Origin of the sequence: Gordonia namibiensis NBRC 108229 (assembly GCF_000298235.1) — a bacterium.
GTDB classification, from domain to species: domain Bacteria; phylum Actinomycetota; class Actinomycetes; order Mycobacteriales; family Mycobacteriaceae; genus Gordonia; species Gordonia namibiensis.
In genome coordinates this window covers 22,050-38,864 of sequence record NZ_BAHE01000035.1, presented here as the reverse complement: position 1 = coordinate 38,864, position 16,815 = coordinate 22,050, and the positions used below count along the sequence as shown (strand labels likewise).

Sequence of the window (16,815 nt, the reverse complement as noted above, 5' to 3'; positions counted from 1 at the left end):
CGGCCAGATCGAGATCTAGCGGCCGGGAAGGTACTTCAACGCGCGGACCGCGGTCGGTGTGATCGCACGGTAGATGTTCTTGGGCACCAACGGAGCACGATCGATGCCGATGAACCGCTGCTCGGCGATCGTCTGCGCCTCGGTGTACTTGAGCAGGCCCTCTTCGCCGTGGCGTCGGCCCACGCCGGAGATACCCATGCCACCCATCGGTGCGGCGGTCGACGCCCAGGCGGCGGCGTAGCCCTCGTTGATGTTGACCGTGCCCGCGCGCAGTCGTTCGGCGACGGCCTGCGCCTCTGCGCTGCTGCCCGCGAAAACGCTTGCGTTCAGCCCGTATTCGGTGTCGTTGGCCAGCTTGATGGCCTCATCGGTGGAGTCGACCGGGTAGATCGACACGACCGGCCCGAAGGTCTCGTTGGCGTAGCACACCATGTCGTCGGTGACGTCGGTCAGCACCGTCGGCTCGAAGAAGAACGGTCCGAGATCGGGGCGGCGCTTGCCACCGGCGAGGACCTTGGCGCCCTTGGCGACCGCGTCCTGGACGTGTGCCTCGGCGGTGTCGATCTGTGCGGCCGACGCGAGCGAACCCATGTCGGCGGTGAAATCGTAAGCGCCCGAAAGCTTCATCATCGAGACAAATGCCGCGAAACGCTCGGCGAACTCGTCGGCGATCCGCTTGTCGACGTAGATCCGCTCGATGGAGATGCAGAGCTGGCCGGAGTTGGAGAACGCGGCGCGCGCAGCGCCCTGCACGGCGTTGGCGATGTCGGCGTTCGCGGTGACGACCATCGGGTTCTTGCCGCCCAGTTCGGCCGAGAAACCGATGAGTCGACGTCCCGCCTGCTCGGCGAGGCCGGCGCCGGTCTCCGACGAGCCGGTGAACATCACGTAGTCGGTGGACGCCATGATGGCCTGGCCCACGACCCCGCCCGGTCCGGGGACCACGGCGTAGAGCTCACGCGGCAGACCCGCCTGGTACAGCAGATCGGCCAGCGCGAGAGCGCAGTACGGGGTCTGGCTGTCTGGCTTGATCACCACGCCGTTGCCGGCGACGAGTGCCGCGACGGCATCCGACACGGCCAGCGTCAGCGGGTAGTTCCACGGGCTGATGACGCCGATGACGCCCTTGGGCAGGTGGCGCACCCGGACGCTGGTCGCGCCGGGCAGCATGCCCTTGACCTTGCGGTCGGCGAGCAGCTTGGGTCCGGCGGTCGCATAGTGACGCGCGGTGATCGCGACGTCGATGACCTCTTCCTGCGCGTAGATCCGGGCCTTGCCGGTCTCGGCCTGCGCGATGTCCATCAGCGACTCGGCGTTGCGGAAGACGAGGTCGGAGAACTTGTCGAGGACCTGGGCGCGTTCGGCCGGGGTCCGGGCGGCCCACCCCTGCTGCGCTTGGCGCGCGCGGGCGACCGCGGTCTCGAGGTCCTCCGCCGTCGCGACCGGGATGGTGGCCATCTCGGTGCCGCTGAAGGCCTCGAGCACCGACCGGGTGGGACGGCTCGCGGCGTCGTCGATCGCGACGAGGGCCCCGAGACGGGCGAAATATTCGGCAGTGGGCTTCGGCATTTCGGGTCTCCTCAGTGCAGGCTCGGGACGTGTTGCGATGGACGGTCGAGGACCGGGCGGTCAGCTCTCGGGACTGACGAGCACGATGCCGTCGTCGTCGGAGTAGACGATGTCGCCCGGGTTGAAGGTCTCGCCACCGATCGTCAGCGGCACGTCACGGTCGCCGGCACCGGTCTTGGTGGACTTGCGCGGGTTGGTGCCCAGCGCCTTGACGCCGATCGTCATCCCGCCGATGGCCTTGGCATCGCGGATGGCGCCGTTGACGATGATCCCCACCCAGCCGTTGGACCGGCCGAGTTCGGCGATGATGTCGCCGACCAGCGCGGTGTGCACCGAGGCGTCGCCGTCGATGACCAGCACGCCGCCGGGGTTGGACTCGCTCAGGATGGACTTCAGCAGCGCGTTGTCCTGGAAGCACTTGACCGTGGTGACGCGGCCGACGAACTCGCGGTTCCCGCCGTACTGGTTGAACTGGGTGTCGCAACTACGGACGTCGGCCCCGATCTCGTCGACGAGATCAGCCGTCGGGGTGAAGGTCAGCTCACTCATGCCGACCAGTTTAGGTGTTACCGCAAGTTTCGGGTTACTCCCGGGTAGGTTCGGGCTGCCGTTCTCCACCGAGGCCGTCGATGATCTCCGCGACCTCGTCCGGCCGCTCGGAGACCAGGAAGTGCTTGGCCTGCGGAAGGACCACGATCTCGTCGGCGCCGAGGATCTCCGAATAGCGCCGTTGCTTCCACTCCCAGAACGCCCGCCATCCGCGCAGCGTCGACGAGGCGACCACCACGACGACCGGCACGCGGGGCATCGGGGCGGTTCGACGCAGACCGCGCAGGGTCTTGTTCATCGCACCGAAGGCGGCGTTCTCGACGAGCATTGCCAGTAGGAACGGCGGCTGTCCGAAGATGCGGGCTCCCCAACGGCGTTGTTGCTCACCCCGACCCTCGGGAGGCGCCGGTACGACCCGCTTCCACACCTGCAGGCTCGGCCAGCGTTGGATGCCGACGCGGCTCGTCACCGCTCGCGCAACACCCATCAGGCGGTGCGCGTTCCCGACCCGGAACGACAACGGCACCAGGCGCCACGGCACAAGCACATAGGAGCCGTCGAGCACGACCACGCCCGCCGTCCGGTCGGGGTACTGCCGGGCGAAGGCCTCCACATAGAGCGAGGCCAGCGAATGCCCCACCACGACAACGGGTTCGGTCACACCGCGGGCGTCCAGTACCGCGACCATCCGTTCAACCTCGCCGAGCAGGGTCGGGAGGTGCTGGCGCCCGACCGGACTCGACAACCCGTAACCCGGACGGTCGTAGCGGATCACCCGCCACGACGCGGAGAGCCTGGCCACCAGCGGATCGAGGTCGAACCAGTTGCTGCCCAGTGCCGCCATCAGCAGCAGCGGCGGGCCCGAACCCTCGTCGAGCACATGCAGCCGGTGCTCCCCCACGGTGACGAAGTCGCCTGGCGCGGAGGCCTCGTCACCGTCGGTGCGCGTCATCGGGTTCACCCGACCAGTGTGCCTGCGCTCAGGCGTCCTGCGGTTTGGCCAGCGGGAATGCCAGCGATTCGCGGATCGACTGGCCGGTGATGAGCATGACCACGCGGTCGACGCCCACGCCCAGACCACCCGTGGGTGGCATCGCGTACTCGAGGGCCTGGAGGAAGTCCTCGTCGAGCTCCATCGCCTCCGGGTCGCCACCGGCGGCCAGGATCGACTGCTCGGTGAGACGCTTGCGCTGCTCCACCGGATCGGTGAGCTCGGTGTAGGCGGTGCCGAGCTCCACACCCCACGCCACCAGGTCCCAGCGCTCGGCGACGCCGGGCTTGCTGCGATGCGCGCGGGTCAGCGGCGACGTCGACGTCGGGAAGTCGGTGTAGAACGTCGGGAAGGTCGTGCGGTCCTCGCCGAGGTGTTCGTAGAGTTCCAGCACGATCTGTCCGGCATCCCAGTCCGGGCGGTAATTGATCTCGAGACGATCGCAGACGGCGCGGAGCTGCTCCACCGAGGTCTCCGGGGTGATCTCCTCCCCCGCACCCTCGGACACCACCTCGTGGACGGTCTTCACCGGCCACTCGCCCGAGATGTCCACGCGCTCTTCGTTTCCGTCGGCGTCGGTACGGATGATCACCGGTTCGCCGTAGGCCGCCGTCGCCGCGTGCTGGATCATCTCGCGGGTGAGGTCGAGCATCTTGAGGTAGTCGCTGTGTGCCTCATAGGCTTCCAGGCTCGTGAACTCCGGATTGTGACTGAAGTCCACGCCCTCGTTGCGGAAATTGCGACCGATCTCGAAGACCTTCTCCACACCGCCGACGCACAGGCGCTTCAGGTAGAGCTCCGGCGCGATCCGCAGGTAGAGATCGAGGTTGTAGGCGTTGATGTGCGTCTGGAACGGTGTCGCGTTGGCGCCGCCGTGGATCTGCTGCAGGATCGGCGTCTCGACCTCCAGGAAGCCGCGCGCGGCGAGGAAGTCGCGCAACGACTTCACCACCAGGCTGCGGATCGCGAGGTTCTTCCGGCTCTCCTCGTTGATCGCGAGGTCGACGTAGCGCTGGCGCACGCGGGCCTCGGGATCGGTGAGGCCCGCCCACTTGTCCGGCAGGGGACGCAGGCACTTGCCGTTGATCCGCCACGCGTCGATCAGGATCGACAGTTCACCCTTGCGGCTGGTGCCGACGACACCGCGTGCCTGGATGAGGTCGCCGAGGTCGACATCGGTACCGAAGTCGGGAGTACCCGGGATGACCCGCGAGTCCTCGACGAGGATCTGAACCTCGCCCGACCAGTCGTGCATGTCGGCGAACACCACCTTGCCGAAGTCACGCAGACGCGTGACGCGGCCGGCGACGGTGACGACGGTGCCCTCCGGTTCGGATCGCGCCTGCGCGATGGTGTGGGTCGGCTGGTCGGCGGGCGGATACGGATCGAAACCACGCTCGACGAGCCGGTCCATCTTGTCGAGACGGACCCGGACCTGCTCGGGGCGGTGCACGACGGCACCCTCGGGAGTCGCTGCCTCCGCTTCCAGTTCGGCGATCAGCGCCGGCGCGTCGACGCCGGCCGGGATCGACGGCTGCCCCTCGGAGTAGTGCCTGGCCCGCCCGAACTTGGGCAGGGTGATGAACCCTTCGGTGACGATCGCGGCGAGTCCGACGCGCGGCAGGATGCGGTTGTCCTCGAAGCACAGGTAGCGCGACTGCCAGTCCGGCAGGTACTTGGCGTTCGACTTGTACAGCGACTCCATCTGGAAGAACCGCGAACCGAACATCAGGACGGAGTAGCCGGCGCGCATGACCGGACCGGCACCGATCTGCGGCCCCTGCTCGAAGAACGCCCGGAAGGCGGCGAAGTTGAGCGAGACCTCGGTGATGCCGAACTGTTCGGAGTTGCGGCACAATTCGGCGACCATCGTCTCCACGACGCCGTTCGGTCCCTGGCGATCGCGTCGCATCAGGTCCAGCGAGGCGCCGCGACGGCCCCACGGGACGAAGGAGAGCATGCCGACGACCTTCTCGTCGGGGGTGCCCTCGCCGACCACGGCCTCGACCAGCAGACAGTCGTCGTCGGCGCGATCGCCGATGCGCGACAACGCCATCGCGAAACCGCGTTCCTCGTCGGTGTCGCGCCAGTCGTCGGCACGGGCGACGACCTTGGCCATCTCGGCGTCACCGATCTCCCGATGGCGCCGGATACGCACTGTCACACCGGCTCGCCGGGTGCGGGTGACGGCCTGGCGCACGGCCTTCATCGCCGGGCCGCTCAGGCTGAACTCACGGGTGTGCAGGATTGCCTCGTCGCCGATGTTGAGGGAGATGAAACCGGCGGCGTCGTAGGCCGCGGCGCCGCGTGCACTCGACCCGATCGAGGCCGGATGCCATCCGTACTTCTCACAGAGGGTGAGGAATTCGGCGATGGCGTCGGGCCAGGATTCCGGATCACCGATGGGGTCACCACCGGCCATGCCGACGCCGACCTCGACCCGATAGGTGATGGCGGCGCGGCCGTCCGGTGAGAACACGACCGCCTTGTCCCGGCGGGTGGAGAAGTAGGCGAGCGAATCGTCGTCGTTGAACCGGGTGATGAGCGCGCGGATCAACGACTCGTCCTCCGCGGTGATCAGCCAGCGCAGTCGTTGCGACCGGAACAACACGACCGCCGCGGCGATCAGCGCCAGCGCGCCGAACAGACCGAGCAGACCGTTGACGAAGACGTGCGTGTGGCGACCGTCGAAGGAGGCGTCCTGGTCGATCGCACCGAAGGCGACCACGCGGTTGAACGCGTACGGCAACCGATCTGCCCGGGTCAGGGTGTGCGGGAAGGTCCAGACGAGCGCCCAGCCGAGCAGCGTCGCGATGCCGAGACCGACGACGAGAGTGGCGAGCGACGCCGGGATCGCACCGCGGCGGACGCGGGTGTGGAACTGCCGGTAGGTGGACAGCAGGAAGACCAGCGCGGCGAGGTCGATGACCAGGCCGATGTAGATGTTGGTGCGGTCCCAGGCCGTGACGTCGAGGTCGTCCTCGAGTGACGGGATCAGGTACAGCACGTTGCCGACCATGAACAGCACGAGGTAGATCACGCTGATCCACCAGGCGATTCGCTTGCGTGCCGACAGCGCGACGGCGATCAACGCCAGGACGAACGCCCACGCGAAGCTCGTGTCGGGCAGGGTGATGATGTAGTCGTCGACGTAGCGCCGCGGGTCGTGGATCAGCCGCCGGAATGCCGGAATGAGGCTGGACAACAACGCGATCGTCGCCAGGACGCCGACGACGGTGCCCGCGATGTGCGGCGCGTTGCGACCGAATCCGGTAGGGCGCCTGATCTTGTCGAGGAGGACGAGGGAGCGGCGGTCAGCCGCGGTGGGTGTCCGCCGGAGTGCCTCGGGATGTTCGTCGGGGCTGGACGGGTCGACCGGCGCAAGGGGGGTGTCGGTGGCCATGCGTCGACGGTAGTCGCCCGCGCGGTAACGCTCCGGCACTCCACGCTGATTCGATCATGCGGCGGCACATATCTGCGTCGGTGTACCGGTGTGCTCGTACCGGTGTGGCCGACTCCGCGCACACGGGGCATGATCGGGACCGTGTACGACGTGACGATCCGCGACGACTCCATCCGCCTCGGCCAGTTCTTGAAACTGGCCAACCTCATCGAATCCGGCGCCGAGGCCAAGGAGGTCATCGCCGACGGTCTGGTGACCGTCAACGGTGAGGTCGAGACCAGGCGGGGTCGTCAGCTCACGCTCGGCGATGTGGTCGAGGTGGGCGGGATGAGTGTGCGGGTCGCCCGCGAAGAGGTTTGAGAATCCCCCCGGACACCGAAACCCCCGGTGTTGATCCCCCCGGATCAGGAACGGACGCCGAGCCGCCTGAGCTCGGCGGGAGTGATGAGTCGTTCTGCTTCGGCGGGGAACGTCGATGAGTGAACTCGACGGCCGCCGAGTCGCCCCCCGGTGAGCGAATTCAGCAATGAGCCCCGGCGGGGCGAGTGAAATGTGTCAGCCAACTTCATGACCAATCACTTCCTGGTGCATTCACATTCGTTACAACGGACTCTGACTTTGATCTACTGTAGCGACAGTACTCATCGCTGTCTCCAGGAATTTTCGTGGTTTGCACCACTCACCCCGAGCCCCGTCGACATGTGAGATTCCACGTCCCCGGTGTCCCGGATTCGTGACCGTCGTACCTGCCGACTAGATCGATCATGGCATGCAGGGCGTTACGGTCCGGGTAGCGACGCGGCATCTACCAGCGCCAATGCTACGCAGCGAACCCGGCGGCGTATGCCATCCATCCGGACCAATTCGCCCATCGGCGGCGGGACCCGCCGGGACCTCGGGCTCTGGTGGGTGGGGGCCGGATCCAGTAGGTTCACGTGGACCTTCACTGTTCTTGACCGAAAGTAGCGCCGACATGTCCGACATCGACGACCTCCTGTCCCGCCTCCCCTACGACACACTGGCCCAGCAGCTCGGCGTCGACGAGGATTCCGCTCGCGCTGCCGCCGGACAGGCGATCCCTGCTCTGCTCGCCGGACTGCAGGCGCAGACCGCGAACGAAGCGTCGGCACAGAAGCTCGTCGGCGCCCTCGCGCAACACGACAACGACCTCGCGGCCGGGGAGATCAGCGTCGACGACGTCGACACCGCCGACGGCTCGAAGATCGTCGCCCACATCTTCGGTGACAAGACCCCGGAGGTCGCGGGTGCCGTCAGCAACCAGGTACCGGCTGCGGCCGTCGATCAGGGCCTGGTCCAGAAACTGCTCCCGATCCTCGCCCCGATCGTGCTGAGCTACATCACCAAGAAGGTGCTGGGCGGAGGTGGCGGTACCTCTCAGGCCGGCACCGGCGGCCTGGGCGATCTGCTCGGCAGTGTGCTGGGTGGCGGCAACAGTGGCGGTGCTGCCGGAGGACTCGGCGACCTGCTCGGCGGAATGCTCGGGGGCGCAGCCGGCGGTGGCGCCAAGCAGGGCGGCGGCGACCTCCTCGGCGGTATCCTCGGATCGATCCTGGGCGGCCGGAAGTAGGTCAGGCCAGACCGGCGAGGAAACGGTTGGCCCAGGTGACCGCGCTGACGCCGGGCTTCACCTGGAAGTCGCCGTAGGTGCCGTGCGAGCCCGACTGCAGGAACTTGTTGAACGAGATGATCTGCTCGCGGGCCCGCTTGTTGCCCAGTTCCTGGACGATCGCGCCGGGGCCGCCGAGCGTGAGCAACTCACGCACGATCACGGCCGCCTCCGCCTGGTACTGGAGGATCTGGCTCGGCGTCGGATCGCTGGTCTCGGCCAGGTAGCCGGCGATACGGGTGATGTAGAAGTCCCGCGGCGTGTTGCAGTACATGTCGGTCGGCTCGCAGAGTGTGAATGCCCGCGGGAGAAGCCAGCCCATCCCGTCGAGTCGGGGTCCGCCGCTGCCCTCACCGCGCAGGGCCGGGCCGACTACGTTGTCCTTGCGGGAGCGTCGGGGATCGGAGATCAGCACCACGCCGGCGACCTGACCGGGGCGGATCATGGCGCGGCCGGTGCCGATCTCCGAGGCGAGGTCGCCCGCGGCGTCGGCGCCCTGGCTGTACCCGACGAGTGCGATCCGGGTGCCCGGGCACCGTGCCAGCATCTGCAGGGCGAGGCCGCGGGTGTTGGCGACGGCCTGGGCCTTCGACTTGCCGTAGATCGCCTTCTCCCATGGGAACGCGGTCGCGTCGTAGCCGACGTACTGGACCCTGGTCTCCGGCCCCAGGCCGGAGGTGACCGCGCCCAGGACGCCGGGGCTGACGCCGTTGGACCAGGTTCCCGGAACGGCGAGGACGTAGATCTCCGGGCAACCGGCCGGCGCCGCGTCCGCACGCGGCGTGCTCAACCCGAACCCTCCCAAGACCGCACACAGCAGAGTGCACATGATGGCGAGGATTCGACGCATGGGCTGCCCCTTCGGTGGATGGATTGCGATAGCCCGAGTGTATGACCGCGCCCCCCGGGTGTGTAGCCGAGAAAACGAAACTCCCGCCCACCTTTTCGGTGAGCGGGAGTTCTCGTTCGTGGTGGCCGTCAGGTCAGCGCTGGGCGACCTGGGTCGGCACGATCGGGGCCGGTAGATCCGACGCACCGGTGAGGTACTCGTCGGCGGCCGCGGCGGCCGAACGACCCTCGGCGATCGCCCAGACGATCAGCGACTGGCCACGGCCGGCGTCACCGGCGACGAACACGCCCGGCTGGCCGACTGCGGCGAAGTTGTTGTCACGCTTGACGTTGCCGCGGGCGTCGTACTCGACGCCCATCTTGTCGAGGAGATCCTCGCGTTCCGGGCCGACGAAGCCCATCGCCAGCAGGACCAGGTCGGCCTCGAGCTCGAAGTCCGAGCCCTCGACCTTCTCGAAGCGTCCGTCACGCATGACGACCTCGTGCGCCTTCAGGCCGGTGACCTTGCCGTTCTCGCCGAGGAACTGCTCGGTGTTGACCGAGAAGACACGCTCGCCGCCCTCTTCGTGGGCCGACGACACGCGGTACATCAGCGGGTAGGTCGGCCACGGGGTCGACTCGGCGCGCTCGATCGGCGGCTTCGGCATGATCTCGAACTGGTGGACGATCTCGGCGCCCTGACGCAGCGAGGTGCCCAGGCAGTCGGCGCCGGTGTCGCCACCGCCGATGATGATGACCTTCTTGCCCTTGGCCGTGATCTGGCCCTCGACGGTGTCGCCGAGCTGAACCCGGTTGGCCTGGGGCAGGAACTCCATCGCCTGGTGGATGCCGTCGAGCTCGCGGCCCGGGATCGGCAGGTCGCGACCGATGGTCGAACCGTTGGCGAGGATGACCGCGTCGAAGTCGGCACGCAGCTGCTCGACAGTGATGTCGACGCCCACGTTGACGCCGGTGCGGAAGACGGTGCCCTCGGCCTCCATCTGCGCCAGACGGCGGTCGATGTGGCGCTTCTCCATCTTGAACTCGGGGATGCCGTAGCGCAGCAGACCGCCGATGCGGTCGGCCCGCTCGAACAGCGTCACGTCGTGTCCGGCACGCGTGAGCTGCTGTGCGGCAGCGAGTCCGGCCGGGCCCGAGCCGACGACGGCCACCGACTTGCCGGTCTTCTCCGACGGCAGGACCGGGGTGACCCAGCCGTTGTCGAAGGCGTTGTCGATGATCTCGACCTCGACCTGCTTGATGGTCACCGGCGGCTGGTTGATGCCGAGCACGCACGACGCCTCACAGGGTGCCGGGCACAGGCGACCGGTGAACTCCGGGAAGTTGTTGGTCGCGTGCAGACGCTCGATGCCGTCGCGCCACTGGTCCTTGTAGACCAGGTCGTTCCACTCGGGGATCAGGTTCCCGAGCGGGCAACCGTTGTGGCAGAACGGGATACCGCAGTCCATGCAGCGGCTCGCCTGCGTCTTCAGGTGATCCTTGTCGAAGTCGGTGTAGACCTCTTTCCAGTCGAGCAGTCGCAGCTCGACCGGGCGACGGTCGGGCAGCTCCCGCTCGGGGTGCTTGAGGAATCCTCTGGGGTCAGCCACGTGCGGCCTCCATGATCGCTTCGTTCACGTCTCGCCCGGTCTTCTCCGCTTCGGAGATGGCCAGCAGCACGCGCTTGTAGTCCCGCGGCATGACCTTGGCGAACTTGGTCTGGGCAGTGTCCCAATCGGCGAGCAGCGCTGCGGCGACCGGGGATTCGGTCTCGGCGCGGTGTTCGTCGATGATGGCGGCGAGGAACTCGATGTCCTCGGCCTCGAGCGGCTCGAGGTCGACGAGCTCGGTGTTGAGGTTGTCGGCCAGCTTGGCGTCCGGGTCGTAGACGAACGCCATACCGCCCGACATACCCGCCGCGAAGTTGCGGCCGGTCTCGCCGAGCACCACGACGCGTCCACCGGTCATGTACTCACAGCCGTGGTCGCCCACACCCTCGACGACCGCTGTCGCACCCGAGTTACGGACGCAGAAGCGCTCGCCGACGATGCCGCGCAGGAAGATCTTGCCCGCGGTGGCACCGAAGCCGATCACGTTGCCGGCGATGATGTTGTCCTCGGCGACGAAGTCGGCCGGCGCGTTGCGCGCCGGACGGACCACCAGGCGGCCGCCCGAGAGGCCCTTGCCGACGAAGTCGTTGGCGTCGCCCTCGAGGCGCAGCGTGATGCCCTTGGGGACGAAGGCGCCGAAGCTGTTGCCCGCCGAACCGGTGAAGTCGACGATGATCGTGCCGTCCGGCAGGCCCTGTGCGCCATAGGTCTTGGTGACCTCGTGGCCCAGCATGGTGCCGACGGTGCGGTTCACGTTGGTGATCTTCGACGTGAACGACACGCGGGTGCCGTGGTCGATCGCGTCGCGGCTCTGCGCGATGAGCTGCTGGTCGAGCGCCTTCTCCAGCGAGTGATCCTGGACGCCCGAGCAGTACAGATCCTGGTTCATGAACGGCGATTCCGGCATGGTCAGGATCGACGTCAGGTCGAGCTTGCCCGCCTTCTCCGACTTCCAGTGCGCCAGGGCCTTGGTGGTGTCGAGGGCCTCGACATGGCCCACGGCCTCCTGGAGCGTGCGGAAGCCGAGGCGTGCCAACAGCTCCCGGACCTCTTCGGCGATGAACAGGAAGAAGTTCTCGACGAACTCCGGCTTGCCGGCGAAACGCTCACGCAGAAGCGGGTTCTGGGTGGCGATGCCGACCGGGCAGGTGTCGAGGTGGCAGACGCGCATCATGACGCAGCCCGAGACGACGAGCGGTGCGGTCGCGAAACCGAACTCCTCGCCACCGAGCAGTGCGGCGATCACGACGTCGCGGCCGGTCTTCATCTGACCGTCGACCTGGACCACGATGCGGTCGCGAAGACCGTTGAGCAGCAGGGTCTGCTGGGTCTCGGCGAGACCGATCTCCCACGGCGCACCGGCGTGCTTGAGCGACGTCAGCGGCGAGGCGCCGGTGCCGCCGTCGTGACCCGAGATGAGCACGACATCCGCGTGTGCCTTCGACACACCGGCGGCGACGGTGCCCACGCCGACCTCGCTGACGAGCTTCACGTGGATGCGCGCCTTGGGGTTGGCGTTCTTCAGGTCGTGAATCAGCTGGGCGAGATCCTCGATCGAATAGATGTCGTGGTGCGGCGGCGGCGAGATCAGGCCGACGCCCGGCGTCGAGCCACGGACCTCGGCGACCCACGGGTACACCTTGTGCGGCGGGAGCTGACCGCCCTCGCCGGGCTTGGCGCCCTGCGCCATCTTGATCTGGATGTCGGTGCAGTTCGACAGGTAGTGCGAGGTGACGCCGAAACGTCCCGACGCGACCTGCTTGATCGCACTGCGACGCCAGTCACCGTTCTCGTCGTGATGGAAACGACGCGGATCCTCACCGCCCTCACCGGAGTTCGAGCGACCGCCGAGACGGTTCATCGCGATGGCCAGGGTCTCGTGGGCCTCGGCCGAGATCGAGCCGAAGCTCATCGCGCCGGTCGAGAACCGCTTGACGATCTCGCTGGCCGGCTCGACCTTCTCGATCGGGATCGGGTCGCGGTCACCGAAGTTGAAGTCGAAGAGGCCGCGCAGCGTGCCCAGACGGGTCGACTGGTCGTCGACCATCTTGGTGTACTCCTTGAACACCCCGTACTGGCCGGTGCGCGTGGAGTGCTGCAGCTTGAACACCGTGTCCGGGTTGAACAGGTGGTACTCGCCCTCCCGACGCCACTGGTATTCACCGCCGACCTCGAGCTCGCGGTGCGCGCGCTCCGAGGGTCGGTCGCTGAACGCCAGAGCGTGGCGGGCGGCGACGTCGGCGGCGATCTCGTCGAGACCGATGCCGTCGAGCTGGCTGATGAGTCCGGTGAAGAACTCGTCGACCGTCGCCTGCGACAGGCCGATGACCTGGAAGAGCTGTGCGCCGGTGTAGGAGGCGATGGTCGAGATGCCCATCTTGCTCATCACCTTGAGCACACCCTTGCTGGCGGCCTTGATGTAGTTCTTCTTCGCGGTGGCGAAGTCGACGTCGCCGAGCACGCCGCGCTCTACCATGTCCTCGATCGACTCGAAGGCCATGTACGGATTGACCGCTGCCGCACCGAAACCGACGAGCGTCGCCACGTGGTGGACCTCGCGGCAATCACCGGACTCGACGATGAGGCCGGCGCGGGTGCGCTTGCGCTCGCGCACCAGGTGGTGGTGCACCGCGGCGGTCAGCAGCAGCGACGGGATCGGCGCGAGGTTCTCGTCGGACTCGCGGTCGGACAGCACGATCAGGTTTGCGCCGTCCTCGATGGCGGCGCTGGCCTTCGCACGGATCTCGTCGAGTGCCTTGCGGAGTCCGGCACCGCCCTCGGCCACCGGGTAGAGGCCGTGGATGTGGACGCTGCGGAAGTCCGGCAGCGACTCGTTGTCGTTGATCTGGACCAGCTTCGCCAGCGTGTCGTTGTCGATGACCGGCTGCGGCAGCTCGATCTGGCGGCACGACACGGGGCTCGGGTTGAGCAGGTCGGCCTCGGAGCCGATGGTCGAACCGACGCTGGTGACGACCTCCTCGCGGATGGCGTCGAGCGGCGGGTTGGTGACCTGCGCGAACATCTGCTGGAAGTAGTCGAACAGCATGCGCGGGCGCTTGGATAGCACTGCGATGGGCGTGTCGGTGCCCATCGAACCGAGTGCCTCGGCGCCGGTCTTGGCCATCGGCGCGACGAGGAGGTTCAGCTCCTCGCTGGTGTAACCGAAGACCTGCTGGCGCAGGGCGACCCGGTCGTGCGGCATGTGCACATGGGGCTGTGCCTCGATGTCGTCGACGGCGACCATGCCCTTCTCGAGCCACTCCGCGTAGGGGTGCTCGGCGGCCAGCTCGTCCTTGATCTCCTCGTCGTCGACGATGCGGCCGGCGGCGGTGTCCACGAGGAACATGCGGCCGGGCTGCAGACGCATCTTCTGCACGACGTCGGCGTGGTCGATGTCGAGGACGCCGACCTCGGAGGCCATCACGACGAGGCCGTCCTTGGTGACCCAGATGCGGCTGGGGCGCAGACCGTTTCGGTCGAGCACGGCGCCGACGACGGTGCCGTCGGTGAAGCACACCGACGCCGGGCCGTCCCACGGCTCCATGAGCGCCGAGTGGTAGCGGTAGAACGCGCGGTGCTCGGGCTTCATCGACTCGTGACGCTCCCAGGCCTCCGGGATCATCATCAGGACCGCGTGCGGCAGGCTGCGGCCGCCGAGGTGAAGCAGTTCGAGCACCTCGTCGAAACGAGCGGTGTCGGAGGCACCGGGGGTGCAGATCGGGAAGATCTTCGACGCGGCGTCGGCACCGAAGGCCTCGGTGTTGATGAGCGCCTCGCGGGCCCGCATCCAGTTCTCGTTGCCCGTGACGGTGTTGATCTCACCGTTGTGGGCGACGCGGCGGAACGGGTGCGCCAGCGGCCACGACGGGAAGGTGTTGGTGGAGAAGCGCGAGTGGACGAGGCCCAGCGAGCTCTCGACGCGCGAATCCTGCAGGTCGACGTAGAACTCCCGCAGCTGCGGGGTCGTCAGCATGCCCTTGTAGACGAACGTCCGGCCCGACAGGGACGGGAAGTAGACGGTCTCGCGGCCGGGGCCGTCGGCGCCGGCGCCCTTGTTGCCGAGCTCGTACTGGACGCGCTTGCGCACGACGTAGGCGCGGCGCTCGAGTTCCATGCCCTCGGCGCCGCCGATGAAGACCTGACGGAACGTGGGCATCGCGTCGCGGGCGAGCGCACCGAGCGAGTTCTCGTTGGTGGGCACCTCGCGCCAGCCGAGCAGGGTCAGACCCTCGGACTCGATGACCTTCTCGACGCCCTCGCAGGCGAGCCGAGCGTCTTCGGAGCCCTGCGGGAGGAAGGCGATACCGGTCGCGTAGCTGCCCTCGGCGGGAAGCTCGAAGTCGACCGTCTCCCGCAGGAAGCGGTCGGGAACCTGGATCATGATCCCGGCACCGTCACCGGTGTTCGGTTCGGCACCCGCGGCACCGCGGTGCTCGAGGTTGACCAGGGCCATGATCGCCTTGTCGACGATGTCGCGACTGCGTCGTCCGTGCATGTCTACGACGAACGCCACGCCGCACGAATCGTGCTCGTTGCGTGGGTCGTAGAGACCGACCGGTCCCGGAGCCTGCTTCATATTCGCCTCACTTTGCGTGCGAAGGGGTGCACGCACTAACCGTCGTCAATGTTTGGGGGCCACCCCCGCCTGTATCACCGGCTCCGTTGCCGGCCTGATCGCCTAGCGGACCTCGCTGTCCCCCACAGCTGCGTCTTCTGCCGCCCCTGGGGGCTGACCCGGGGCAGAGCGGACAATCACATGGCGGTGGGCCCCGTCAGCGCCGTTGCTGACGGATTCCTCCGGGCCGCATCGTCGGGGCCCGAACACCCTGCTCATCTCGGCTTACGCGCAGCACTACAGAGGGCGCCCGCGGGCTGCCGTATGAGCATTGTGTGTCATTTTTCCACGTGGGGTGCCCACTATCGAAATCCGGCTACCACAACGACCGCCCTACTGCACGTCAGAGGAGAAATCGGGCGTGTACCGACATCACCGCGATGTGCCTGCCGAGCAAGTCGCCGGCCCTCGCACGTAACGACACGGAACCATCGTGGCAGCCACTCGATCGCGGCCTGGTCCCGGTCCGGTGACGCCCCGGCCGATTGCCGCGCTTCGGACATCCTGCGCCGATACCGTCAGGTGATGAGCGTCACCTCTGTGCCGGGCGGTGCCCCGTTCCTGCCCGCGGACGACGAGAACCCCTTCGGCCGACTCGGTGTGGACCCGCACGGATCCCGTCGGTCACGTGCCGTCAACGCCTACCTCGCCCGCGTGACCTGGCCGATGATGCTCGCCGCGCGGCGAAGCCATCCGCGGGTGACGGCGCAGATGATCCAGCGGGCCCGCCCCGGACTCAACCTGACCATCGAACGGCTCAACCCGCCGCCGTCGGGGACGAGCGTCGTGCCGGTACGCGAGACGTTCCGCGGAGGTCAGATCCGCGGTGAATGGGTGACGGGTCGTCGTGCCGCGGAGCCGCGACCGGGCAGCCGGGTCATCTACTACCTCCACGGCAGCGGATATGTGGTGTGTTCCCCGCGCACCCACCGCGGGCTCGTCGCGCGACTGGGCAATCTGACGGAGCTGTCGGCATTCAGCCTCGACTACCGGCTCGGTCCCGAACATCCGTGGCCCTGCGCGGGAAACGATGCGATCCGGGGCTACCGATGGCTTCTCGCACAGGGTTATCGCGCCGAGGACATCGTGATCGCCGGCGACTCCGCCGGTGGACACCTCGCGCTCGACATCCTCGCCGTCAACCACGCGACCCGCACCCCGCAGCCCGGTTCGATGGTGCTCTTCTCCCCGCTCTACGACCCGACTTTCGATCTGGCAGTGGACAATCAGCGCAGCGGCGTCCACGACCCGATCATCAACGCGGTCACCGCGCGCAAAATCCTCCGTCTGTACACCCGGACCGCCGACCCCGACCATCCGCGCATGCGCATCCGCCTGACTCCGGGGATGACGCTTCCCAAGACGCTCATCCAGTACGGGGCCCTCGAGGTCATGGGTGCCGATGCCCGGGCCACCCACGCCGAGATCGTGGGTGCCGGTGGCGTTTCGGTGATCCAGGCGTGGCCGGACCAGGGGCATGTCTTCCAGCTGATGCCGCGGTTGTCCTCCGAGGCCCGCCAGGCCGTGGAGACCGCGGCCCGGTTCATCACGGTGACGGCACCCACTCGCACCGACTCCGCGAGCTGAGGCGCCGAACCCGGAAAAGACACAACGGCCGGTGAC

The 16,815-nt window shown here is 67.6% G+C and carries 10 protein-coding genes; 3 read left to right on the top strand and 7 right to left on the bottom strand.

Annotated features, from left to right (window positions below; all coding sequences use genetic code 11):
* Window positions 1-15 precede the first annotated feature (15 nt).
* Genes GONAM_RS17140 through lysX form a run of 4 tightly spaced genes read right to left on the bottom strand, consistent with a single transcriptional unit; the run spans window position 16 to window position 6,512 of the window.
* Window positions 16-1,569 carry a succinic semialdehyde dehydrogenase gene (locus tag GONAM_RS17140; RefSeq protein ID WP_006868022.1) on the bottom strand — a complete coding sequence of 518 codons (1,554 nt, stop codon included), beginning with the start codon at window positions 1,567-1,569 and terminating at the stop codon, window positions 16-18.
* 60 nt (window positions 1,570-1,629) lie between these two features.
* Entirely contained in the window at window positions 1,630-2,118 is a 489-nt protein-coding gene (rraA, locus tag GONAM_RS17135; RefSeq protein WP_040536790.1) for a ribonuclease E activity regulator RraA, read from the bottom strand.
* Window positions 2,119-2,152: 34 nt separating this feature from the next.
* A complete protein-coding gene (locus GONAM_RS17130; protein ID WP_006868020.1) occupies window positions 2,153-3,070 on the bottom strand; it encodes an alpha/beta fold hydrolase in 918 nt (305 codons plus the stop codon).
* A 28-nt stretch (window positions 3,071-3,098) separates the two neighbouring features.
* Window positions 3,099-6,512, bottom strand: a complete 3,414-nt coding sequence (gene lysX, locus GONAM_RS17125; RefSeq protein WP_040536807.1) for a bifunctional lysylphosphatidylglycerol synthetase/lysine--tRNA ligase LysX — start codon at window positions 6,510-6,512, stop codon at window positions 3,099-3,101.
* A 129-nt stretch (window positions 6,513-6,641) separates the two neighbouring features.
* On the opposite strand from lysX, the gene GONAM_RS17120 reads away from it, so the two are divergent.
* Together GONAM_RS17120 and GONAM_RS17115 are read left to right on the top strand one after the other, a co-directional pair.
* Complete coding sequence (locus GONAM_RS17120) at window positions 6,642-6,872, top strand: RNA-binding S4 domain-containing protein (RefSeq protein ID WP_040536805.1); 231 nt, start codon at window positions 6,642-6,644, stop codon at window positions 6,870-6,872.
* 613 nt (window positions 6,873-7,485) lie between these two features.
* Entirely contained in the window at window positions 7,486-8,100 is a 615-nt protein-coding gene (locus GONAM_RS17115) for a DUF937 domain-containing protein (protein ID WP_006868017.1), read from the top strand.
* A gap of 1 nt (window position 8,101) precedes the next feature.
* On the opposite strand, the gene GONAM_RS17110 is transcribed toward GONAM_RS17115, so the two are convergent.
* From GONAM_RS17110 to gltB, 3 genes are all read right to left on the bottom strand, one after another.
* The gene (locus GONAM_RS17110; protein ID WP_006868016.1) at window positions 8,102-8,989 is read right to left on the bottom strand and encodes a cutinase family protein; all 888 of its coding nucleotides are present in this window, start codon (window positions 8,987-8,989) and stop codon (window positions 8,102-8,104) included.
* Window positions 8,990-9,122: 133 nt separating this feature from the next.
* The gene (locus tag GONAM_RS17105) at window positions 9,123-10,577 is read right to left on the bottom strand and encodes a glutamate synthase subunit beta (RefSeq protein WP_006868015.1); all 1,455 of its coding nucleotides are present in this window, start codon (window positions 10,575-10,577) and stop codon (window positions 9,123-9,125) included.
* On the bottom strand, window positions 10,570-15,153 hold the full coding sequence (gltB, locus tag GONAM_RS17100) for a glutamate synthase large subunit (RefSeq protein WP_006868014.1): 4,584 nt from the start codon (window positions 15,151-15,153) through the stop codon (window positions 10,570-10,572). The genes GONAM_RS17105 and gltB overlap by 8 nt, the downstream gene beginning before the upstream one ends.
* A 564-nt stretch (window positions 15,154-15,717) precedes the next feature.
* Here gltB and GONAM_RS17095 point away from each other — a divergent pair.
* Window positions 15,718-16,779, top strand: coding sequence for an alpha/beta hydrolase (locus tag GONAM_RS17095; RefSeq protein WP_006868013.1), 1,062 nt, complete (start codon window positions 15,718-15,720; stop codon window positions 16,777-16,779).
* The last annotated feature ends 36 nt before the right edge of the window (window positions 16,780-16,815 follow it).